17 protein-coding genes are annotated in these 22,026 nt (G+C 70.6%); 3 read left to right on the top strand and 14 right to left on the bottom strand.

Annotation, left to right across the window (positions count from 1 at the left end):
• Nucleotides 1–69 precede the first annotated feature (69 nt).
• From CUC05_RS22120 to CUC05_RS22100, 5 genes are all read right to left on the bottom strand, one after another.
• Complete coding sequence (locus tag CUC05_RS22120; RefSeq protein ID WP_108668320.1) at nt 70–1,011, bottom strand: mechanosensitive ion channel family protein; 942 nt, start codon at nt 1,009–1,011, stop codon at nt 70–72.
• A gap of 3 nt (nt 1,012–1,014) precedes the next feature.
• The gene (locus tag CUC05_RS22115) at nt 1,015–2,304 is read right to left on the bottom strand and encodes a murein hydrolase activator EnvC family protein (RefSeq protein WP_108668319.1); all 1,290 of its coding nucleotides are present in this window, start codon (nt 2,302–2,304) and stop codon (nt 1,015–1,017) included.
• Between the two features lie 184 nt (nt 2,305–2,488).
• Nucleotides 2,489–3,403, bottom strand: coding sequence for a prephenate dehydratase (gene pheA / locus CUC05_RS22110; protein ID WP_157965881.1), 915 nt, complete (start codon nt 3,401–3,403; stop codon nt 2,489–2,491).
• Nucleotides 3,400–4,044: a DUF4446 family protein gene (locus CUC05_RS22105; RefSeq protein ID WP_157965880.1), complete on the bottom strand. Its 645-nt coding sequence runs from the start codon at nt 4,042–4,044 to the stop codon at nt 3,400–3,402. Before CUC05_RS22105 ends, pheA begins: the two co-directional genes overlap by 4 nt.
• An 83-nt stretch (nt 4,045–4,127) precedes the next feature.
• The gene (locus tag CUC05_RS22100; protein WP_108668316.1) at nt 4,128–5,879 is read right to left on the bottom strand and encodes a cation:proton antiporter domain-containing protein; all 1,752 of its coding nucleotides are present in this window, start codon (nt 5,877–5,879) and stop codon (nt 4,128–4,130) included.
• A 172-nt stretch (nt 5,880–6,051) separates the two neighbouring features.
• Between CUC05_RS22100 and CUC05_RS22095 the strand changes: the two genes are divergently transcribed.
• Nucleotides 6,052–9,423, top strand: coding sequence for a cell wall-binding repeat-containing protein (locus tag CUC05_RS22095; protein ID WP_157965879.1), 3,372 nt, complete (start codon nt 6,052–6,054; stop codon nt 9,421–9,423).
• A gap of 5 nt (nt 9,424–9,428) precedes the next feature.
• Here the strand turns inward: CUC05_RS22095 and CUC05_RS22090 are convergent, their stop codons facing one another.
• Nucleotides 9,429–9,710: a hypothetical protein gene (locus tag CUC05_RS22090; protein ID WP_108668314.1), complete on the bottom strand. Its 282-nt coding sequence runs from the start codon at nt 9,708–9,710 to the stop codon at nt 9,429–9,431.
• Nucleotides 9,711–9,863: 153 nt separating this feature from the next.
• Between CUC05_RS22090 and CUC05_RS22085 the strand changes: the two genes are divergently transcribed.
• Nucleotides 9,864–10,661, top strand: a complete 798-nt coding sequence (locus tag CUC05_RS22085; protein ID WP_108668357.1) for an NAD kinase — start codon at nt 9,864–9,866, stop codon at nt 10,659–10,661.
• Between the two features lie 12 nt (nt 10,662–10,673).
• On the opposite strand, the gene CUC05_RS22080 is transcribed toward CUC05_RS22085, so the two are convergent.
• From CUC05_RS22080 to CUC05_RS22045, 8 genes are all read right to left on the bottom strand, one after another.
• Nucleotides 10,674–12,086 carry an LVIVD repeat-containing protein gene (locus CUC05_RS22080; RefSeq protein ID WP_108668313.1) on the bottom strand — a complete coding sequence of 471 codons (1,413 nt, stop codon included), beginning with the start codon at nt 12,084–12,086 and terminating at the stop codon, nt 10,674–10,676.
• Nucleotides 12,087–12,149: 63 nt separating this feature from the next.
• Complete coding sequence (locus tag CUC05_RS22075) at nt 12,150–12,464, bottom strand: hypothetical protein (protein WP_108668312.1); 315 nt, start codon at nt 12,462–12,464, stop codon at nt 12,150–12,152.
• 174 nt (nt 12,465–12,638) lie between these two features.
• A complete protein-coding gene (locus CUC05_RS22070) occupies nt 12,639–13,928 on the bottom strand; it encodes a Glu/Leu/Phe/Val family dehydrogenase (RefSeq protein ID WP_108668311.1) in 1,290 nt (429 codons plus the stop codon).
• 40 nt (nt 13,929–13,968) lie between these two features.
• Nucleotides 13,969–15,450, bottom strand: a complete 1,482-nt coding sequence (locus tag CUC05_RS22065) for an FHA domain-containing protein (protein ID WP_108668310.1) — start codon at nt 15,448–15,450, stop codon at nt 13,969–13,971.
• Nucleotides 15,447–16,268, bottom strand: coding sequence for a serine/threonine-protein kinase (locus CUC05_RS22060; protein WP_108668309.1), 822 nt, complete (start codon nt 16,266–16,268; stop codon nt 15,447–15,449). The genes CUC05_RS22065 and CUC05_RS22060 overlap by 4 nt, the downstream gene beginning before the upstream one ends.
• Before the next feature lie 60 nt (nt 16,269–16,328).
• Nucleotides 16,329–16,784 (bottom strand): hypothetical protein, encoded by a 456-nt coding sequence (locus CUC05_RS22055; RefSeq protein ID WP_108668308.1) that lies wholly within the window; start codon nt 16,782–16,784, stop codon nt 16,329–16,331.
• A gap of 13 nt (nt 16,785–16,797) precedes the next feature.
• On the bottom strand, nt 16,798–18,390 hold the full coding sequence (locus tag CUC05_RS22050) for a hypothetical protein (protein WP_108668307.1): 1,593 nt from the start codon (nt 18,388–18,390) through the stop codon (nt 16,798–16,800).
• Nucleotides 18,391–18,512: 122 nt separating this feature from the next.
• Entirely contained in the window at nt 18,513–19,922 is a 1,410-nt protein-coding gene (locus CUC05_RS22045; protein WP_170128086.1) for a cation:proton antiporter, read from the bottom strand.
• A 153-nt stretch (nt 19,923–20,075) separates the two neighbouring features.
• On the opposite strand from CUC05_RS22045, the gene CUC05_RS22040 reads away from it, so the two are divergent.
• Nucleotides 20,076–21,752 (top strand): hypothetical protein, encoded by a 1,677-nt coding sequence (locus CUC05_RS22040; RefSeq protein WP_108668305.1) that lies wholly within the window; start codon nt 20,076–20,078, stop codon nt 21,750–21,752.
• The last annotated feature ends 274 nt before the right edge of the window (nt 21,753–22,026 follow it).

Here is a 22,026-nt window from a genome sequence, read left to right as displayed (position 1 = left end):
ACGCACTGTCTCGTGCCCGACCGGTGTGCGGCACCCCTCGAAATGACCGTATCCGGGGCCCTCGATTGACTAGTCCGGACGCTGCCCCACGTCCACGGGGCCGTCGACCACTAGGGTGCGGATGGGCCAGGGGATCGTCATGCCGGCGCCCTCGACGGCAGTCTTGACTGCGGCGAGCACCCGGTCCTGGGTGTGGCGCACCGAGCGGATGCTCGGCTCGGTCCAGTACCGGACCTCGAAGTTGACGCTGGAGTCGCCGAGCTCGGTCAGCAGCACCTCGGGCGCGGGGTCCTCGAGGACCCCCTCCAGTCCCACCAGCGCGGCGCGGATGACCTCACGGGCCTCGTCGTGGTCGTCGCGGTAGTCCACGCCGACGGTGACGGTGCTGCGCCGCTTGCCCGCACCGGTGAGGTTCACCAGCGGGTTGGAGTACACCTGCCCGTTGGGGATCAGCTGCCTCGTGCCGTCGTAGCCGATCAGCGCCGTCACCCTGAAGTCGACGTCGTCGACGGTGCCCTCGAAGTCACCGGTGATGATCTGGTCACCCGCCCGGAACGGCTTGCGCATCAGCAGGATCACGCCGGCCACGAAGTTCTCGAGGATCCCCTGCACGGCCAGGCCCACCGCGAAGCCGAGCACAGCCAGGAACGTCACGACGTTGCCGATGGCCACGCCCATCGTGGACAGGGCGAACAGGGCCGCGACCATCACGAGGATCGTCTTGAGGACCCGCGTCAGCAGCCGGCTGACGACCGGGTCGGCGTTGGTCTTCTCCAGCGTGTGCCCGAAGCCCCGGCTGACGACCCGCGCCACGACGTACAGCACGAGGAAGACGACCAGGCCGATCATGATGATCGGCAGGCTCTGCAGCATCCCGGTCCACAGCGACTGGAACTTGCTGACGATGACCTCGAGCGCCTCGCCGGGTGTCGACGGGGCGTTCTCGAGGATGTTGTTCAGCTCGTCGCTGATGACGTCCTCGGCCTCGGACTGGGCAAGGAAGATGTTCATCGTCTAGCCGCACACCGCCCTGAGGAGGGGATAGGGGTTCACCGCCGCTCCCCCACCGGGGTGCAGCTCGAAGTGGATGTGGGGAGTCGTACCACGAGCGTTGCCGGTGTCGCCGTTGTGGGCGATCAGCTGTCCGGCGCTGACGCGCTGCCCCGACGACGCGACGAAGTCCTGGAGGTGGATGTAGTAGTACAGGTTCCCGTCGTCGCCCTGCAGGCCGAGGAAGAGCCCGGCGATGCCGCCGGACCGGGTGAAGGCCACGGTCCCGTCGACGATGGCGAACACGTTGCCGCCGCGGGCCCCGAAGATGTCGGTGCCCTGGTGGCTGCGCCCGCCCGACCTCGGTGCGCCCCAGGTGTCGGTGAACGACCGCGGGTTGTCCTGTGGGCAGGCCTTGCCGTCGCTGCTGACCGGTGCCGAGCCACCGCTGGAGGATCCGCCGCTCGAGGACCCACCTGAGGCCGAGTCCCCGGAGGACCCGCCGCTGCTGGCGTTCTGCGCGGCCTCCGCGGCCGCGGCTGCCGAGGCAGCGGCCGCCGCCTGGGCCCGGCGTTCGGCTTCCTCCGCCGCGGCGATGGCGCGCTGGCGTTCCTCTTCCTCCGCCTGCTCCGCCGCCGCAGCGGCAGCAGCGAGCTGGGTGGCCTCGTTGGCCAGCCGCCGGGCCTCGCCCTCGGCGTCGGCCAGCTGCTGGGCGACCTCCGCCTCGTAGCCGGCGGCGACGAACAGCTCGCGGTCCAGCGCGGACTGGGCCTCCTCGGCGTCGGCGCGAAGGGCATCGAGCTCCTCGGTGACCCGCAGCAGGTCGGCCTCGCGGGCCTCCAGCTGGGTCGTCACGTTGCCCAGGACCTCCAGCCGGGCCCGGTCACCCCGCGACAGCGCCTCCAGGTAGTGGGATCGCACCCCCACCTCCTGGGCGGCCTGCGCGTCGAGGGCGACGATGAAGCTCTCCGCAGCGCCCTGCATGTACAGGGTGCGGATCTGGGTGGTCAACGAGGCGCGGGTCTCCGCAGCCTCGACCGACAGGTCCGCGACCTCGCGCTGCAGCCCGGCCTGCTCGTCCTCGACCCGCTCGATCTCGATGAGCACCTCGTCGACCCGTGCGGTGGCGTCGGCGAGCTCGCCCTCGACCTCCTGGCGGACCTCGGCGGCACCCTCGAGCTCCTCGGCGATGCCGGCCTCGGCGTCACGTGCACCCTCGAGCTGGTCCTCGACCTGTTCCTGCTGTTCGCGGAGCTCGGTGGAGGACTGGGCATGGGCAACGTCCCGACCGCCCCCCGGCAACAGCAGGGCCACGAGCGCGACGACGAGCGTCCCGACGAGCGAGCTGATGGGCGCTGTGAGGGGGGAAGGACGGGTCCTCGCGGAACACCGACTCACACGCATGTGACGCAAGCCTGCCCCGGTTGGGGAGCCAGCACAACACGGCGGCACCGTCCGTCCGCGCAGGACGGGACGCCCCCGAACGCAGAACGCGACCTCAGGAGTCGATGCGGTCGATGATCGTCCGGAACCACAGGGACGCCTCGGCGTAGGCGTCCTCGGAGTCCGGCCCGTTGGCCTCGGCCACCAGCCGGTCGGCCCGCGGGTAGGTCCCGAGGATCCGCACGTCGGCGACGTGGCGGTGCACCGACCGCAGCGCCTCGGCGACCCGGGCCTCGGTCACGTGCCCGGCCAGGTCGATGAAGATGCAGTACTCGCCCAGCTGCTGCTTGGTGGGCCGTGACTCGATCTTGGTCAGGTTGATCGACCGCAGCGCGAACTCGTCGAGGACCCGCATCAGCTGACCCGGCCGGTCCTCCCCGAAGAAGATGACGAGGGAGGTCTTGTCCGCCCCGGTCGGCATCGACATGCGGGTGCCCAGCACGACGAACCGCGTGGTGTTGCCGTCCCGGTCCTGGATGTCCTTGGCCAGCACGTCGAGGTCGAAGCGGTCGGCGGCCAGGGCCGTCCCGAGCGCCGCGACCGTCCCGTCGGCGCGCGACACCTCCTCCGCGGCGTAGGCAGTGGACGCCGATGGCACGAGGCGGACGTCGGGCAGGTTGGCGTCCAGCCACTCGCGGCACTGGGGGATGGCCATCGGGTGGCTGCGCAGCTCGACGATGTCCTCCAGTCTCCTCCCGGGCCTCGCCAGCAGGTTCATCGAGATCGGGATCGTGATCTCGCGACGGATGTAGACGCCGGGCTCGCCGAAGGCCAGCGTGTCGAGGGTCAGGTTGACCGACCCCTCGATGGAGTTCTCGATGGGCACGACCCCGACCGCTGCGTCACCGTTGCGGACGGCCCGGACGACCTCGGGGATCGTCGTCATGGGCAGGCGCGGCACGCCGGGCGCCGCGAGCTCCGCAGCGGCGGCGGTGAAGGTGCCCTCCGGTCCGAGGAAGACGACGGTCACTGCGGCGACTGCCCCACGGGGTCCGCGGCGTGCCCGTCCCAGCCGTCGTCGTGTTCCAGGGACTGGTCGGCGACTGCGGTCACGCGGGTGTCCCCTGCGGCCGGCACGACGTCGTCCTCGGTCGGCAGCATGGCGACGACCTCCTGGACACGGCGGGCACCGCTGGCCATGGCCTGCTCGATGGCCTGGACCTCTTCCTCCGACAGGTTGTGCGTGGACGATCCACCCTGCACGGGCTTGGCGTAGGTGCGGGTCTGCACGCGCCCGTTCATCGCCGTGATGACCATCCCGTCACCGTGCTCGTCCAGCAGCGCCATGGAGAACGACAGCCGCCCACCCATGTCGTCGAAGGCGTCGTAGCGGACGGTGCCGATGCGGCTGAGGGTCCGCGAGACCAGCCCGCGCAGCTGCTTGGCCTGCGACTGGTGGCGACGGACGACCTGCTGCAGGCGTTGCACCTCGTCGATGTGCATGCCGATCAGCGTGACGACGTCCTCGCGACGTCCGCGCGCGAACCGGCTGTAGGTGGCGCGCACGCGACGTTCGCCCTGGATGGCCATCACGCCCACGACGATGGCACCGATCGACGCCAGGATGGCGACGATCAGCAGGGTGCCGACGGTTCCGGGGCTGAACTCCACGGGCCCGATTCTAGTGGCGCATGGCCGTGGTCCCCGCGCCCCACCCCGCCCGGCCGTCCGAGCGCGCGGCAGGACGTCCCCGCTCAGGCCTCCACGGGGTGGGTCGACTCGGGGTCGTCGTCGGGGTCGTCGACCCCGACGACCCGATCCGCTTCCCCGCGTGCCCCCTCGTCGTGCGCACGTGCCTGCTGGGCCCGACGCAGGTAGACGCTGGGCACCTTCTCCGGGTCCGAGGGGTCCACGGGGTACACGAGCACCGGCACGTCGACGTCGCGCACGACCCGCTGGGAGATCAGGCCCCAGCGGCTGGGTTCGAGCAGGGACGTCCGGGCCGGTTCGCCCATCACCACCAGCTCGGCGTCGTGGTCCCGCACGGCGGCGACCAGCGACTGGGCGACGGCCTCGGAGACCTTGTGGACCTTCTGCACCGTGATGTTGCGTTCGGCAGCAACGGCCTCGACCAGCTGCAGCACCTCGGGTTCGGCCCCCGGTTCGACGGTGCCGGGTCGCGAGATGTGGACGGCGATCAGCTCGGCACGCATCGTCCCGACGAGGTCCAGCAGGAAGGGCAGCCGCGGGAGGATGATGTCGACGGACCCGACGGGCACGAGCACCCGGTCGAACGAGCGGTGGGACAGCACCTCGGGGATCGGTTCGATCGCCTCGCCGGAACCGCCCTTGCCGGTCTCGCCGGAGGATCGGATGGCCCGCCGCGCGGCGATGGGCCCGGCCAGCTCGAAGACCACGATGGACCCCAGCACCACACCCGAGACGGTGCCGCCGAGCTCCGGCGCCTGCTCGACGACCAGGGCGACCAGCGCGATGGCCATGCCGGCGTGAGGCAGCAGCGCCGCACCGGTGCGGAAGCCGAGCTTCCAGTCACGACCGGCGAGGCCACCGAGGGCCGCGCCGCCGAGCTTGCCCACCGCCCGGGCGATGGCGTAGGCGGCGCCGATGACGCCGACCTGCGTCAGCTCGTCGAGGTGGATCTCGGCGCCCGCCACCACGAAGAAGACGAGGTAGATCGGCGCCTCGAGGGTGCGGATCGCCGCGAAGAGGCGGTCGGCGAGCCACGGCGCGGTGTTGGCGATGTACAGGCCGGCGATCAGCGTGGAGACCACCACCGACCCCTCGACCGCGACGGCGGCGCCCACGATGCCGGTCAGGACCACCAGGAGGAACAGCAGCAGCTCACCCGAGGTCTCCAGCGCCGTGGAGAACATGCGCAGGATCCACCCGCCGACGAGGCCGATCAGGGTCGACAGCACGACCAGCTGCCCGAAGACGAGGATGGTCTGTGCGGTCTCGGCCTGTCCGGAGCTGGCCAGGATGAAGGGGAAGGAGAGCCCGAACAGCAGGGCCGTGGCGACGTTGGTGACGCCGACGGAGGACAGCAGCAGGTCGGTCGCCGGACCCTTCGCGCGCTGTTCCTTGACCGTCGCGGCGACCGTCAGGACCCCCGTCTCGGTGGCGATCAGGCCCAGCACCAGCGCCGTGGCGGTGTCCGCCCCCGCAGCCTGCACCGCGAAGAAGGTCAGCACGCCGGCCAGCAGCACCTGCGCGGTGTTGATTGGGACCAGCAGCAGGCGCTGGGCACGCAGGTCGTCCAGCCTGAGGCGGTCGCCGATCAGGAAGATCACGGCACCCAGCGCAACCTGGGTCAGCAGCTCGAGGGACTTGACGTTGTCCTCGTTGATCAACGACAGGCCCTCGGGGCCGATGGCCACCCCGAGCGCCAGGAACACCACGATCTCGGGGACGAAGCGCTTGAACAGGTGCCCCACGAGGATCGCGACGCCCCCGAGGGTCGCGATGATGAGCAGCGAGTAGTCCAAGATCCTCCCAATGCCGCCACCGGTTCTGTGGATGGTGACGGCGCAGAGCGTCCAAGTCTAGGGGGCCCCGGAGAGGTCGCCGTGACGCCCGCCCGGGGCCGACGGCTGTCAAGGATCACGCCGGGATGTCGATATCACCGGTGTGACGACGACACACGACCCTGCACGCCGCTTGGGGAGGTGGTCGACGCTGCCCCTGATCGGGCTCGTCCTGGCCCTGCTCCTGACGGCTGCGCCAGCCATCGCCCAGGACCGCCCGCTGGAGGTGGTCCGCCACGCCGGCCCATCACGCACCCACACCGCCGTGGAGGTGTCCCGCGCGGTCAACGGCGACGGCAGCGACACGGTCGTGCTGGCCCGCGCCGACGACTACGCCGACGCCCTGGCCGCCGCCCCACTGGCTGCCGCGCTCGACGCGCCGGTCCTGCTGACCGGCATCGACGCCCTCGACGCAGCCGCTGGGGAGGAGATCCAGCGGCTGGGGTCCCGCACCGCGATCCTCGTGGGCGAGCTGTCGGCCACCGTGGCCGGTCAGGCCCTGGACGCCGGCATCGCCTCCGTCCGACGCATCCGTGCCGACGACGGCTGGTCAACGCTCGCCGAGGTGGCCATCGAGGTCGCGTCGACCACCGGCGCCGTCCATGGGCTGCTGGTCGAGGGCGCCAACGCCGACCCACAGCGCGGCTGGCCGGACACCCTGTCGGCGTCCGCCTGGGCCGCCGAGCTCGGGGTGCCGATCTTCCTGACCACCACCGACGAGCTGCCCGCCGCGACAGCCGAGGCCATCACCGCCAGCGGCGTGCGCAGCCTGACGGTGATCGGCGGGACCGCTGCGGTGTCCGCTTCGGTGCAGGCCACGGCGGACGCCCTCGTCGAGGGTGACGTCGACCGGGTGGCCGGCGACTCGCGGTACGACACCGCCATCGCGGTCGCACGTCGACAGCTCGACGAGCACGGCTACACCCCCTCGGTGTGGGTCGCGTCGGGCCGCAGCTGGCCGGACGCGCTCGTGGCCGGCCCCGCCGTCGCACGTGCCGGTGGCGTCCTGCTGCTGAGCGACCCCTCGTCCCTGCGCCACTCCCCCCAGACCGCCTCGTTCGTGAACGGCCAGCGAGGCGTCGCCTCGACCGCGCACCTCGTCGGCGGCACCGCCGCGCTGTCGGAGGAGGTGGAGGAGTCGATACGGACCGGCCACGTCCCCGCCGGCGAGGCCATCCCGCCGCCCGCGTCGGACATCGATGGCATCGACATGCCGCCGGCGGTCCCTGCTCGCAACACCGCACCGCCGATCGAGGGCGCGCTGCCGTGGTCCGACCCGGCGACGTGGGGTGGACGAGTCCCCGCTGCCGGCGACACCGTCACCATCCCGGCCGACCGGGCCGTCCTGCTGGACGTCCAGCCCCCCGTGCTGCGCGGCATCCAGGTCGACGGGACGTTGGCCGTCGCGGACGTCGACATGACGATCGAGGTCGACTGGATCGTGGTCGAGGGTCGGCTTGCCATCGGCACGGAGGCCGCCCCGCTCACCCGTCGCGTCGACGTGGTCCTCCATCCCCGCCAGGGCGACGAGATCGCCGGGGCCGGCTTCGGTCCCATCGCCGTGCAGGGCGGCACGCTGGACATCCACGGACAGGCCCCTGCGCACCCATGGACACGGCTGGCCCGCACCGCGGTCGCCGGCTCCACCCGGCTGGAGCTGCAGGACACCCCCGGGTGGGCCGTCGGTGACCGTGTGGTCGTCGCGGCCACCGGCCTGGACCCCGACGAGGCCGAGGAACGCACGGTCGTCGGCGTCGACGGTCGCACGGTCGAGCTGGACCGTCCGCTGTCGTTCACTCACTGGGGCCAGACCGACGAGCTCGCCGGCGCCTCGATCGCCCAGCACGCCGAAGTCGGCAACCTGTCCCGCAACGTCCGGATCCGCTCCGCCGACGAGGCCGGATCCACCGGACAGGGCGGCCACGTGATGGTCTTCAGCGGATCGGTCCTGCACGTCTCCGGCGCGGAGTTCGTCGGCCTCGGCCAGTCCGGACGCCTCGCGCGCTACCCCATCCACTTCCACATGATGGGCAGCGCCTCGGGCAGCTACGTCCGCGGCGCGTCGATCCACCACTCCTTCAACCGGTGCCTGACGATCCACGGCAGCAACCACGTCGAGGTGCGCGACACCGTCGGCTACGAGACCCAGGGGCACTGCTACTTCTTCGAGGACGGTGTGGAGGTCGGCAACGCCCTGTGGTGCAACCTGGGCCTCTCGACCCGCCGACCCGAGGACGGGCGTCGGATCCTGGAATCCGACGACACCCCGGCCACGTTCTGGGTGACCAACCCGGCCAACCACCTGGTGGACAACGCCGCCGCGGGCTCCGACGGGCATGGCTTCTGGTACGACCTGCCCGAGGCTCCCACGGGGCTCAGCACCGGTGTGGACATGGACATCCGCCACCTTCCCTTCGGCACGTTCCGTGACAACGTCGCCCACACCTCACGCGGGACCGGCTGGAAGCGGGGCATCGGGGTGTTCGTGGAGGACTACGAACCGCCGACCCCGGCGGTCATGGAGGGCACCGTCGCGTGGAAGAACGGCAGCTTCGGCATGTGGTCGGAGGGCGTCGAGACCCAGGGTGCGGTGTTCGCCGAGAACGACATCGCCTTCCTCGGGCTGGACTCGGTGCTGCGTGACTCCGTCGTGGTCGGCGCCACCTCCAACGCGGGGGACCGCACGTGGCGCCAGACCGGCGTGGGCTTCTACCACTCCGCCTCGCGCATCGAGGACGTGACGTTCGTCAACTTCGCCGAACGCGACCATCCGTGGCAGCACCCCAGCGCCGCGATGGAGTTCATCGCCCACAACAACAACCAGGTGTCGTCGGTCGTCGGCGCACGGTTCGTCAACGCCCATCCGCTGCGCGTCGTGCAGCCACCCGACGACGACGGATCGGTCGACGATCGGTCGGCTGCCGTACGCGACGTGGACGGGTCGATCTCGGGGGCGCCGGCGCTGCTGGCCTCCGACCACCCGCTGATGCGCGACGCGGCGTGCACCTGGCGCGAGGACCTCCGCGCCCATGCCTGTCCCGCCGAGTACGAGCGGACCTGGACCCTCGTCCGTGACCTGCACGGCCGCTCGTTGGGAGGGGCCTGGTTGTCACGGTCCGACGGGGTCGAGGGTGCGCTGGACACCGACGACGAACCCGAGCGCGGCCACGGCGACCTGCTCGTCGATCGGGCCTACCGGCTGCGCACGGGTGCTCCCACGTCGGACCACCTCGAGGTCATCATCGCCGGCATCGTCGAGGGCCATCTCGACCTGACGATCCCGTGGCCGCACGCCGAGGCCCACGTCTACGACGGCTGGGGGCGGTGGCAGGAGGTCCCGGCCGTGGGATCACTCGCCGCCGCGACCGACGTCGGCTACGTCCACGATCGCGCAGCCGGGCTGCTCCACGTCCGCCACACCCTGGACGACATCGCCGACAAGGGCACCTGGCAGCGGCTGGAGCTGTGCGCCGAGGCGTTCTGCGGCAACTCCGGCCCGGGATAGGACACTCAGGCGGTGCTGAGGATGGCGTCGACGGCGATCGATCCGCCGAACAGCAGGATGGCCAGCAGCCCTGCGGCCGCCCCGACCGTTGCCAGCTGGCGACCGAAGCCCCGCGTCTTGCCGACGTAGAGGCCGACGACTCCCGCGATCAGCCCGGCGAAGGCCAGGATCGGGACGTTGTCGGCCATCCCCTCGGGGCCCGGACGGAGCACGCCGAGTGCGGCGCCGGCCGACAGCGCGATGGCCAGCAGGCCGAACGCGGCCGACGGCAGCTCGTCGGTGTCCATCCTGGAACCCCCATGCCGGCGCGGTTGCCGAGCGGTCGATGTCACGGTGTGTACGGCTGAATCTACTCCCTCGGGGTCCGGGTCCCTCATCGGCGGGACGGATCTGGCAGGCTTGGCAACGTGGCCTACCCGACCGGACCCCAGCACGCGTCGATCGATCCCGATCCCGATCGCCCTCCGGCCGTCCCCGAGGCCATCGCGTTCGTGGCGTCCGGCGCGAAGTCGGCCCAGGAGGCCAGGACCGAGCTGGTCGACCGCTACGGCAACGTGCCCCCCGACGAGGCCGAGGTCATCGTCGCCCTCGGCGGCGACGGGTTCATGCTCGAGTCGATGCACCGGTACATGGCGCTCCAGACGCCGATCTTCGGGATGAACCGCGGGACCATCGGCTTCCTGATGAACACCTACGAGGCCGAGGACCTGCCCCACCGGTTGGCCCGCGGGCAGCACCAGATCCTGCGCCCGCTGCGGATGACAGCCAACTCCGACGGCGGCAACCGCCTGGACGCGGTGGCCTTCAACGAGGTGTCGATGCTCCGCCAGGAGCGGCAGGCCGCGAAGCTGCGGCTGTTCATCAACGACCGGGAGCGCATGGAGGAGCTGATCTGCGACGGGATCATCGTGTCCACCGCCGCGGGGTCGACGGCCTACAACCTGTCCGCGCACGGGCCGATCATCCCGATCGGCTCACCGCTGCTGGCGCTGACGCCGATCAGCGCCTTCCGCCCGCGTCGCTGGCGAGGGGCCCTGCTGCCGTCGTCGGTCAAGATCCGGGTCGAGGTCAACGAGCGGTGGAAGCGGCCGGTCAGCGCGGTCGCCGACCACAACGAGGCCCGCAACGTGACCGACGTGGAGATCCGCGAGGACCCCGACTCCCACGTCGAGCTCGTCTTCGATGCCGACCACAACCTCGAGGAGCGGATCCTCACCGAGCAGTTCGCGTTCGGCTGAACCCACTCCCCCTCAGCTGGGGAGGGGGCAGCCGAAGCCGGTGTACCAGTCCTCGAGGACGGTCGGCCGCTGGATGATGGCGCGTTCGAAGCGGACGCCCGGCATCGTCACCATCTCGGTGTCGTCGGGGTCCACCTCGTCGTCGTAGCTCAGCACGTCGACACCGCGCTGGTAGTCCGCGGTCAGCACCGTGTCGTCGTCGACCCAGTAGGCGGCGGAGGTCGAGCCGCCGGCGGGGATCAGCCAGCCGGTCTCGGTGATCCGTCCGTCCTCCTCGACCTCGAGGAACCGGACGCCGTACTCGTACCAGCCCATCGCCAGGAGGCCGCCGTCGTGGAACCCGCCGGGCTGGGTGGTGAACCAGTGGGTGCAGTACTGGCTGTAGGCGGATCCGCCGTCGACGAAGGTGCCGGGATCGGGCCGGTACTCGTCCCCGATCCCGTTGGCCGGGTCGAAGGTCATCTCGACGAAGTCCGCCTGCCCGTCGGGCACGGGGTCGGTGTCGGTGCGCTCCCACTCCATGGTCATGAACGCCCCGTCGCCCTGATCGCAGGCGAACGGCAGGGGAGCCGTCTCGCCGCCGACCAGCACGAACCGGTCGAAGGCGTCCCAGTCCGGCTCCCATCCCTCGGCGTTGGGGTCGGCCGGGTTGTCGGGCAGGTCACCGTGGTAGGGCCACAGGTTGGCGTGGATGAAGCGGTTGTCGGTGAAGCTGCCGACGCCGATGACCTCGGGGGCCTCGGGGGTGGTGCGGACGTCCAGCAGGAACATCGGGTTGGAGGAGGTCAGCAGGATGCCGGGTACGACCTCGGTCACGTCGTGGGTGGACCTGCCGAAGGAGTGACCCCGAGCGCGGACGGCGTCGGTCCAGTCGCCGATGTCCTCGGGCGCGGTGGGGTCGGTCAGGTCGATGATCGAGCCGGCCGAGCCGTAGGCGTAGGTGCAGTCGCGGGCGCACTCGAAGGTGTGCTCGTCCATCCCGGGGAGGGTGCCGATGACGGTGGGCTGGCCGCCCGGGTTGTCGTCCAGGGAGACGTCGACGACGTTCAGCTGGATCGACGGGGTCAGGTCGCCGAACTGGCCGACGAGGGCGATCTCACCGTTGGAGGGGACGTCCTCCTCGGTGAAGTAGTACTGCTGCGGGATCGGGACGAACCCCTGCGGGATCGGCAGCGACGGGTTGCTGATGTCGTAGACGGTCAGGCCGTTCTGGTCGGTGACGAACAGCTGCTCGCCCACCACGCGCGCCCCGGCCGTGCCGGAGTTGATCGGAATGTTGAGGTCCAGGTTGGTGTTGCTGGTCCCGAACCACGCCGGACCGATCGTGCCGATCAGCGGCCCGGCGGTGGCGGTCACCGGCCCCGTGACGAGGGCGAACAGGAGGGCGGCGAAGCTGCCGAGCAGGCGGGCGCGAAAGGTGGTCATCGGGTGGGTGGTTCGTCACCGACCCGGCGATCTCCTGCACCGACCGGGTTGTTGGCCCGTGGCTCAGGCGGCCGCGTGGGTCGTGGGTGCCGTCTGTGGGATCGGCAGGTCGGCGAGCGCCCGACCGACCTCGACGGTGATGGTCCGCGCCGAGATGTGCAGTCGCATGTCCAGCGGCTCGACCGCGGTCTGCTCGGCCAGCATCCGTTCGACGGTCGCCTCCAGCGCGTCACGCATCGCGCCCACGGCCCACCGGGTGACGGCCCTGTCGAGCAACGTCGACGCCGCAGCCGGACGTCGCGCAGGGTCCGACGGAAGCCGGCCACCCAGCACGTCTCCGCTGCCGTGTCGGGTCAGGTCGGCGGCGAGGATGCGCATCGGAGAGCCTTTCGTTCCGGTCACACCGCGGGAGTGCGGTGGTGTCTTCGGGAGCTACAACGACACTCCCCGATACCTGTGACTCCCGAACATCCGATTTCCTCGTGGGTTGTTCGCCACACGAAAGAACCTCGTGCGCTGGGCAGCGCACGAGGTCCGTCCGATGGCGTGGCCTCAGCGGTTCCCGAGCGGGGCGTAGTCGGCCTTGTGTCCCGTGGCGTCGACCGCTCCGCCGATGCGCTCCAGCGCCTGCGCGTAGGCCGCGATGCGCAACGACACGCCCTTCTCCTCCGCGAAGCCCCAGAGGCGTTCGGCCTCGGTGACCATGCGCTCCTCGAGGCGGCTGCGGACCTTCTCCGCCGTCCAGGCGTAGCCCTGGCGGTTCTGGACCCACTCGTAGTACGACACGGTGACGCCCCCGGCGTTGGCCAGGACGTCGGGGACCACCACGATCCCCTTGTCGTGCAGGATCTGGTCGGCGTCGGGGGTGATGGGGCCGTTGGCCAGCTCCACGATCATCTTCGCCTTGACCGAGTCGACGTTGTCGACGGTGATGGCGTTCTCGAGTGCCGCCGGCACGAGCAGGTCGACGTCGAGGGCCAGGAGCTCGTCGTTGGTGATGAGGTCGTGCTCGACGACCTCGCAGACAGTGCCCTCGCAGTACACGCCCTTCAGTGCCCTCGACTCGCGCTTGGTCTTGGCCACCGACGGGATGTGCAGGCCGTCGGGCTTGTGGATGCCGCCCTGGGAGTCGCTGACCGCCACGACCTTGTAGCCCGCGGCGTGCAGCAGCTCGGCCATGGTCATGCCCGCGTTGCCGAAGCCCTGGACCGCGGCCGTCGGCGGGTCGCTGTCGAAGACCTTGCTGCGCAGCGCCTGGGTGACGAAGAACCCCCCGTCGGCGGTTGCGGTGTCACGACCGAGGGACCCACCGAGCGCGAGCGGCTTGCCGGTGATGACGGCGGGCGTCCTGCCGCGCTCGATGATGGAGTACTGGTCCATCATCCAGCCCATGATCATGGCGTTGGTGTAGACGTCGGGGGCGGGGATGTCGATGTCGGGACCGATGGCGTCGTGCACCCCGTCGATGTAGCCCCGGCTGAGCCGTTCGAGCTCGGCGGTCGACATCTCCTTGGGGTTGACGATCACGCCACCCTTGCCACCGCCGTAGGGCAGGTCGACGACCGCACACTTGATCGTCATCCAGAACGCCAGGGTCTGGACCTCGTCCAGCGAGACCTGCGGGTGGAAGCGGATGCCGCCCTTCGCCGGGCCGCGCACGTCGTTGTAGCGGACGCGGAAGCCCTGGAAGGTCTTCAGCGACCCGTCGTCCATCCGGACCGGGATGGAGACGGCGAGCGCGCTGCGCGGGTGGCGCAGCCGCTCGACGGTGTCCTCGCTGACGTTGGCGTGTCGCAGCGCCTCGTCCAGGATCCCGGTCGCACTCTCGAACAAGTCAGCCATCGCGGCGTCCTTCCCTCATTTGCGGCCGGGACCCGGTTGGTCAGGACGCGGCCTGGTTGATCTGGTGGTGAGACTCGAAGGTCATCACCCGCTTGCCGAACGCGATGCGCGTGCCCGGGGCGATCTTCTCCGGCGTGTCGGCAACGAGCCGCTTCCACTGCTGCCCGTTGCGCGGCAGCACGTAGGTGCCGTTGGCCGACCCACGGTCGACGACGAAGACGTCCCAGTCGACCAGCGTGATCTCGGCGTGCACCCGCGACAGGGACCGCTCGGCGTCCTGCAGCTTCAGCGGCCGGGCCTGGTCGGCCTCGACCTTCGGGTCGCGCTCGGGTTCGCGGCCGACAACGTAGTCGCTGTTGAGCGTGAAGGTCGACCCGTCGTCGGCGACGACCACTCCGAGCGGCGGCCGGGGCCGCTGCACGAGCACGTGGGTGCGGTGCAGCATGGAGACGCCGGTGACCGCACAGAACAGGGCGTCGGGGTGGTTGAAGTAGCCGGCCGGGGAGAGCACGCCGAGGACCAGCGGCGCGCCGTCGTCCTCGACCTCCTCCTTCGGCGTCTCGGCGCTGAGCACGGGCAGCGGCTCGCGCTTGGCCTCGGCCCCGATGTCCATCAGGGACACGCTCTCGAACGGCACGTCCTCCTCCGGCAGCTCCTGCTGCTCGGCGGAGGGTTCCATGTCCGCGTCCCGGTTGGGGGCCTGGATGAGCGTGGGAGGTTCGTCGTCGGCGGGCATGCCGTCGGGCACGGGGGCGGGTGCCGGTGCCGGTTCCGGTGCCGGCGTGGGTGCCTGCATGGCCGGTTGGGCCGGCGCAGGTGCGGGAGCCGGGGGCTGCGCGGCAACGGGCTGTACGGGGGCGGGCTGCTGCACCGGCGCGGGCTGCTGCACCGGCGCGGGCTGCTGCACGGGCGCGGCCATCGGCTGGACCGGTGCAGGGGCCGGAGCCGGTGCCGGTGCCGCTTGGGCTGCGGGCTGCGCCGCGGGCTGGGCGTCCGGCGAGTCCGCACGGGCCCCGACGGTGGGCCGCGCCATCTCCGCCCCGTCCAGCAGCAGCGTGGCGCCGCTGCCGGGCACCAGCCCACCCTGGAAGCGGAACCGGCTGTCGACCTCGCCGACCTCCTCACCGTCGGGCAGCAGGGTCATCGAGGCGAAGCTGCCGTCGATGATCCGGTCGACCCACGTGGAGGCGTCGAACCCCGACAGCCGCGTGCGCCCGCCGTCCTGGTCGACCTCGAGGGCAACCCCCTGGTGGAGGATGACCGCCCACCCTCGTTCGTTCGGTGCACAGGCACCGAAGGGAGGGACGTCGTCGGGCTCGGCCTGGCTGAGGATGCCGACCAGCCGCCGGGCCATCTGGCGGCCCGGCAGGTCCTGGCCCTCGCAGGCCTCGCGCATGGCGTCCAGCAGGTCCTGCTGCACACCGTCGCTGCCCCCGGGGAGGATGGCCATGACCCCCGCGCCGTAGCGGGCCACGATGCCGTTGCCCTGCCGGATGATGACGTGCACGCCTTCGTCGCTCATGCGTTGACCAGTCCTTCCACCTCGTCGAGGTCATCCGCCAGTTCCTGGGCGGTGCCGTACCGCTCCATCCGGTCGGCGGCCAGGCAACGTCGGAGTATCGCCTGCACCGGTTCGGGCAGGCCGTCGCCCTGCACGTCGGGGGTGGCCGTCATGATGTGCCGCAGCGCGGCGATCAGGTTGGACTCGGGCAGGTTGGCGAACACGCCGTGTCCGGTCAGCCCCCAGTGCAGCGTGGCACCGAGCGACCAGATGTCGGATGCACGTGCCGAGGTCTCGCCCCGGACCAGCCCCGGCTCCATGGTGGCCAGCGAGGACACGCCGAGTCCGGTCACGGTCTGCCCCGGCGAGACCACGTGGGCCAGGCCGAGGTCGGCCAGCACGCCGGTGCTCTGTCCGGTGAGGAAGACGTTGGCAGGCTTGATCTCGCGGTGGACCATCCCGGCCTCGTGGAGGGCGTGGGCGCCGCGGGCGGCGTCGGCCATGACCTTCACGACGTCGATGGGGTTCATCTCACCGCGGCGGCTGGCGAGGGATCCCATCGGGTAGAAGGCCATGGCGAGGTACAGGCGTTCGCCGTGACGGCCGACGTCGTACATGGGTGCGAGCTGCTCGCATCCCGACGCGGCGGCGGCGTAGACCTTGACCTCCTCGACCACGCGCTCGAACTCGGCGTGGTCGGTGGCACGGTCGAAGACCTTGAGCGCCACGGGTTCGGCACCGCCCAGCCCGAGGCGTTCTGGTGGCATCGCCTTGTGGACCTGGCCATGGCTGCCCCCGCCCAGCGCCTCCATCGTCTGATATCCGGCGATAAGACTCATCACTGCTCCCTCGACGTCGTGCCCGAACGCGCCGCGGCGGTCCGGACGATGGCCGCGACCCTACACAAAGCGGCCACCCTCGAAGCGCCACCTGATGAAGAAGATCCTGTGCGGCCCGTTGATCCAGGTCCACGTGACCAGGACGGTCGTGATGAACGACCAGAGGAACGGCCCGGTACCCACGCCGCTGTCACCGCCCCCCATGCCGCTGCCGGCGATCAGGCCGAGAAAGCTGGAGGACACGACGAAGAACACGAGCACCCCCTCGGGGATGAACTGCAGCAACCCGAACATGATGGGCCAGTCCTTCTCCCAGCGGGTCTGCTGCAGTGCGTGCCACAGCAGCTCCCAGAGGATGCCGAGGCCGGCGGTCCACAGCAGGACCTGGATGGTGGCCCACCAGTTGTCCAGCCAGCCGCCGTCGAAGAACAGCACCAGGAACGCGTTCCAGATCGGGCCGATGACGAGCAGCAGGAACAGCTTGCTCTGGATGCGGCCGCTGATGGTCGGAGTCATGGTCGTCCCCCTCCTAGATGGTCTTGTTCCGGGCCCACTTGAGCCATTGCGAGAAGCTGCGTCCCGGACCGATCCTCGAGCAGAAGCCCTGCTTCTGGAGGTCCAGGTAGATCTGCTGGGCGGTGTACTGCAACCCGAGGAAGGAGTCGACGCCGCCGTAGTAGGAACCGGCGGTGGACGCCCCACCGGCGTACATCTTCCCGGCGCCCGACCGGGTGCCCCTGATCTCGAAGTTCGGCTCGCAGTCCAGCCGGCCGATCACGTTCTCCCCGGCGCCGCCGTGGTCGAGCAGGTCGGCCAGGACGCGGTGGTCACGGGGCGACCCGACAAGGCCGGTGCAGTCGATGATGTAGCGCACCGCGATGTCGGTGACCGACCCGTCCTGCCCCTTGACCGTGGAGACCACCGACTCGCCGTCGGGGCCGGGCACGACCTTGTCGACGGTGCCGACGTGCTGGCGATAGAAGCCCTGCTGCAGGCCCCGGTCGATCTGCTCGCGCCAGTCCTTGCGACGGGGCGTGTGGGCGCCGCCACCGATGTAGTCGATGAAGTCCTTGCGCTCCTGCCCCTCCAGCTCCAGCAGCTTGAAGCGGTGCTGGCCGCCCCACGAGGCCTTGGTGACGTTGAAGCCCTGGTAGGCCCACCCGTGGCGGACCTCCTGCTTGCCGCCGCCCCACTTCTTGTCGATCTTCGGCTGGGTCCGGTAGGTGCGGAACAGGTGCATGATCGTCGTCTGCGCACCGTGGTAGTCGCGGTCGTCGACCAAGCGCTGGAGGATGCGGCTGGCGACGATGCCGGCACCACGGATCATGACGACGCCGGGTCGACGCTTGAGGTCCTCGTAGACGTGTTCGTGCGGCTCGTAGGCGTTGACGACGGTCCGGTAGTCCTCGTAGGTCTCGCGGTACGCCTGCAGGTCGCGCAGGTACCGCAGGCCGGGGTAGCCGACAGAGAGGTGCACGAAGTGACTGCGGTAGGCGATGCGCTTGGTGCGGGTGGTGCCCGTCGGCGGGGTGAGGATGGTGAAGTAGCCGCCCTCCTGCCGGCGGCGGACCATGCGGACCTGGCCCTTGGCGAGCATGCCCTGCCAGCGGATCCGTGCGGCCTCGCGGTCCATGGAGGAGAACACGTCACCGGCACGCGGGGTGTAGAAGTCATCGATCACCGGTTCGGTGAAGACGTTGATCCACGGCCGCAGGTTCTTGTCCTTCCAGCCCTCGCGGATGGCGTATCCGGGGAACCCCCAGATGTTGTCGGGCGTGGCCGCGGAGTCCGACCGCAGCCGCTCCTGCGACGGGATCTGGGAGTTCTTGCAGAGGAACTGGTAGGTCTGGTACGGCCGGTCGATGTTGGTGAGGACCTTGATGTTCTCCAGCGGGACACCGGCGATGCGCAGGTAGTCCGCCATCACGAACGACCCGATCCCGCCACCGACGGTGACGAACGGCACGTCGTAGATCGGGATGCCCGCGTCGGCCAGCATCTGATCGGTCCACCAGTCGGTGGCGATCATCTGGTCGGTCAGGTCACCGCCGCCTGCGCCGCCGCCCTGGACGGGCTGGCCGCTCTGTGGGTTGAACGTGATCGTCTCGCTACCGTCGACCATGGGAAGGTGCCTCTCTCCAGCCGTTGTGTCGCCCCTCGAGGGAGACCTGTCGAAACATAGAACGCGGGTGGGGTCCCGGGACGGACAAACCGGTGACGAAACCGAGCGAGGGGGTCGTCATGTCAGACCGCGACCTCCTCGGACGGCACGCGGTTGAAGCGGTCGAACAGCGGACCGGTCATCGCGGTGGTGATCAGGGCCATGGTGACCGCGGCCACGTTCATGACCGGGCTGATCACCTGTCCCTGCAGGCCGACCAGGCCCACCACGAGCGGCAGGAGGCCCCTGCAGTTCATGAGGATCCCGAGGAGGTTGCTGTCCCGGCCCGACAGCCCCGCCACCTTGCCGAGGGCCGCCGCACCGCCCCACTTCGCCACGATGCAGGCAAGCACGAACACCAGCAGCCCGGGGATGGCGTCGACGCTGAGCTTCGTGAAGTCGGCGTTGAGCCCGGCGAAGGCCAGGAAGATCGGCAGCAGGATGACCGCGACGGTGTCGAACAGCTCCACCGTCATGTCGCGGATCAGTCCCTGGCGGACCGGCAGGACCAGCCCGGCCATGAAGCCGCCCACGATGACGTTGATCCCGAGGATGTGGGCGACCCACCCGGACGTGAACACGAGGATGAGGATCCAGGCGAACATGCCGTGGGAGAGGGCTTCACCGGCACCTGCCGGCGCGAACTCGTCCACGCCCGACCACGTCTTCTTGGCGTTGATCAGGCCGATCTTCTGGGCGCGCGCCTCGTAGGGCTCGCCGACGTAGCGCTCCAGCAGGGGCCGGACGACGACCATCATCAGGACGAGGTACAGCACGGCCAGGCCGAGCTTCGTGCCCAGCGTGCCGGTCGACGTGCCGGCCGAGACCCCCGCGGCGACGGCCACGAGCATGAACATCAGCACGGTGACCACGGCAGCAGCGGCAACCCCGACCGCCGCCAGGGGGCTGGCCGACAGGCCCTTCTCCTGCAGGATCCGTGCCATGACCGGCAGCGCCGTGATGGAGATGAACGCGCCGATGAAGAGGGCGAAGCCGGTGCTCGAGACCGTGTCGACGTCGAAGACGAAGGTCTCGTTGTACAGGATCGGGCTGATCAGGAAGCCGACGACGATCGGGATGGCAACCACCCCGACGGCGACCGTGGCGATCTGGGCCGCCTTGCCCTTCAGCAGCCGGAAGTCCAGCTCGAGTCCCACGAGGAACATGAACAGCAGCAGGGCCAGCTGGCCGATCCCGTTGAGGACCGCCCGGGCCTGCGGCGGGAACAGGCAGCTCGTGATCGAGGCCGGCTCGATGGCCGCACCTGCCGCGTTGGTCAACGACACCCCGCACGCCAGGAACTCGGGTGGCGAGTCGAGCCCGAACAACGTCGGGCCGAGCAGGCTCGGCCCGAGGAGGACACCGGCGATGATCTCGCCCACGACCGCCGGTTGCCCGACCTTCTTGGCGGCGAGGCCGCACAACCGGGCGGCGATCAGGATGACCGCGATGTCGAACAGGATGAACGCGACTACCTGCCCACTGGTTAGCATCTTCGCGCTCCCTCTCAGCGGCGATGTGGAGGCGGAAACGTATCGCACGCAGGGGCGTGTGCGCATCGCACTTCACCAGGCTGTCATCGGTTCGTCCCCGCGCCGTTCGTCGTAGGCTGGGCGCCGCCCGCGCCACCACCAGGAAGGCACCCGATGCCCCCGATGTTCCGTCCCCGGACACGGCGCCGGTTGTCCACCGTTGTGCTGGTCACGGCGCTGGTCACGGCGCTGGTCGTGGCGGCGGGGCTGGCGACGGCTGCGGACCCCCCGACCCCCGGTCGCCACGACGAGCACAGCCGGTTCACCGACCGGTCCGCCGGCTTCCCACCCCAGCCACGCGACGCCACCCACGTGCGAGCCGTCCCGGGTGATCCGGCCACCCCCGCCACGGTCCGCGCCGAGGTCACCTCCGACGGTGCGGTCGGGCTCGCGCTGGCCGATCCGGACGTGCGTGACGCCGCCGGCGAACGGGTCGAGGTGGTCGGCGTCGAGCGTGTCGGTGACAAGGGTGCGCTGCCCGACGCCAGCGTGGTGACGCTGTACGGCCACGAGCCCGCGGCGTCGGTGCTGGCAACCGTGGCCGACGGAAGGGTCGTCTCGGTGGAGTCGATCCCGGCCGGGGAGTGGCAGCCGCCGATGACCGCCGACGAGCGTGCGCGGGCGGTCGAGGTGTCCCGCGACCACTGGCGGGCGGCCGGTCACGATCGGGTCGAGGTGCTGGAGGGCTACACGATCCACGCGCTCGAGCCCGACGGGCGGCCCTACCCCACCCGCATGGCCTACACGAGCTTCCACGTCGACGTCGACTCGCGTCCGGAGCTCGTGGCGTGGGTGGACCTGACCGCCGGGGAGGTGGTCAGGTCGCGGGTCGAGGCACCGCCGCAGGACGGCACGGGGGCCACCCCGTCACCCCGGCGCAGCGCGGGGGAGGCCACGGAGTACCGCGGACACCGTGACTGGCACGGGTGGTCGCTGGACTTCGACCTCAGCGGCCGCGACGACGGCATCTCGTTGTCCTCGGTCACCTACGAGGGCATCCCCGTGTTCGACCGGGTGAGCATGCCGGCGATGACGGTCTTCTACGACCATCCACCGGGGACCCAGCCAGAGGACACCTGCGGTCCGTTCGTCGACCGGCTGGGCCTGACCGGCGGGCTGACCCCGGTGTACTGGGCCGACGACGCCGAGGTCGTGATCCGGGAGTTCGAGCAGCTCGGGCAGTCCTGGCTGGAGTTCGGCATCCTCGACACCCTCGGCAACTACGTGCTGTACCAGAGCTGGTACCTGTCCGCCGACGGGCAGCTGGACGCGCACACGTTCGCCAAGGGCCTTCAGTGCGAGTTCGACCACGTGCACTACCCCTTCTGGCGGTTCGACGTGGACCTGGCGGGGCCCGCCGACGACGTCATCACCCGCCGGCTGCCCTCGGGTGAGCTGGAGGTGCTGGACACCGAGTTCGACGCGCCGGCCGATTCCGCTGTGGGCCACGAGTGGGCCGTCACGGACACGGTGACCGGCGACACCGTGCACCTGGCGTTCGACGACGGGTCGTGGAACGTGCCGGGACAGGTCGTGCCCGAGGAGCTGTACGCGACCAACGTGGTGTCGGGTCGGGTCGTCGACAGCCGCGAGCAGGGGACGTGGCGACTGCCCGCGCTCGTGGACCTGGGCTACAACGACGGCGCCTCGCTGGACGGCGCCGACATCTCGCTGTGGTACCGCGGGTTCCTGCCGCACACCGCCGAGGAGGGGCCGGAGCTGTGGCACTCCACCGGCGTGCGGATGCAGGTCGAGCTGGCCCCGCGGTACTACCCGCGCCGCCCGCGCTGACCCCGCCCACCTGACCCCGCGTGGACGACCCCCACTCGGCGGCGTGTGCGATCCCCACCCCCACCGGGCATCCAACGCACCCACCCCCTCGCGGCGTGTGCGATCCCCACCCGCCGAGGCCTGTCATGGCACACGACCGCCGACCCCGTGCCCCATCCCCACCCGCACGAGGCGTCCAACGCACCCACCCCCTGGCGGCGTGGCCGACCCCCACCCGACGGCGTGTGCGATCCCCACCTGCACGAGGCGTCCAACGCACCCACCCCCTGGCGGC

The organism is Euzebya rosea, from assembly GCF_003073135.1.
GTDB classification, from domain to species: Bacteria; Actinomycetota; Nitriliruptoria; order Euzebyales; family Euzebyaceae; genus Euzebya; species Euzebya rosea.
Note: the sequence above shows the minus strand (reverse complement) of the source record. Positions and strands in the feature narration are given on the sequence as shown.

Coding starts and splice junctions, on each gene's coding strand:
- CUC05_RS22120 (WP_108668320.1), bottom strand. CDS start 1,011: ATGAACATCTTCCTTGCCCAGTCCGAGGCCGAGGACGTCATCAGCGAC.
- CUC05_RS22090 (WP_108668314.1), bottom strand. CDS start 9,710: ATGGACACCGACGAGCTGCCGTCGGCCGCGTTCGGCCTGCTGGCCATC.
- CUC05_RS22080 (WP_108668313.1), bottom strand. CDS start 12,086: ATGACCACCTTTCGCGCCCGCCTGCTCGGCAGCTTCGCCGCCCTCCTG.
- CUC05_RS22075 (WP_108668312.1), bottom strand. CDS start 12,464: ATGCGCATCCTCGCCGCCGACCTGACCCGACACGGCAGCGGAGACGTG.
- CUC05_RS22070 (WP_108668311.1), bottom strand. CDS start 13,928: ATGGCTGACTTGTTCGAGAGTGCGACCGGGATCCTGGACGAGGCGCTG.
- CUC05_RS22065 (WP_108668310.1), bottom strand. CDS start 15,450: ATGAGCGACGAAGGCGTGCACGTCATCATCCGGCAGGGCAACGGCATC.
- CUC05_RS22060 (WP_108668309.1), bottom strand. CDS start 16,268: ATGAGTCTTATCGCCGGATATCAGACGATGGAGGCGCTGGGCGGGGGC.
- CUC05_RS22055 (WP_108668308.1), bottom strand. CDS start 16,784: ATGACTCCGACCATCAGCGGCCGCATCCAGAGCAAGCTGTTCCTGCTG.
- CUC05_RS22050 (WP_108668307.1), bottom strand. CDS start 18,390: ATGGTCGACGGTAGCGAGACGATCACGTTCAACCCACAGAGCGGCCAG.
- CUC05_RS22045 (WP_170128086.1), bottom strand. CDS start 19,922: ATGCTAACCAGTGGGCAGGTAGTCGCGTTCATCCTGTTCGACATCGCG.
- CUC05_RS22040 (WP_108668305.1), top strand. CDS start 20,076: ATGCCCCCGATGTTCCGTCCCCGGACACGGCGCCGGTTGTCCACCGTT.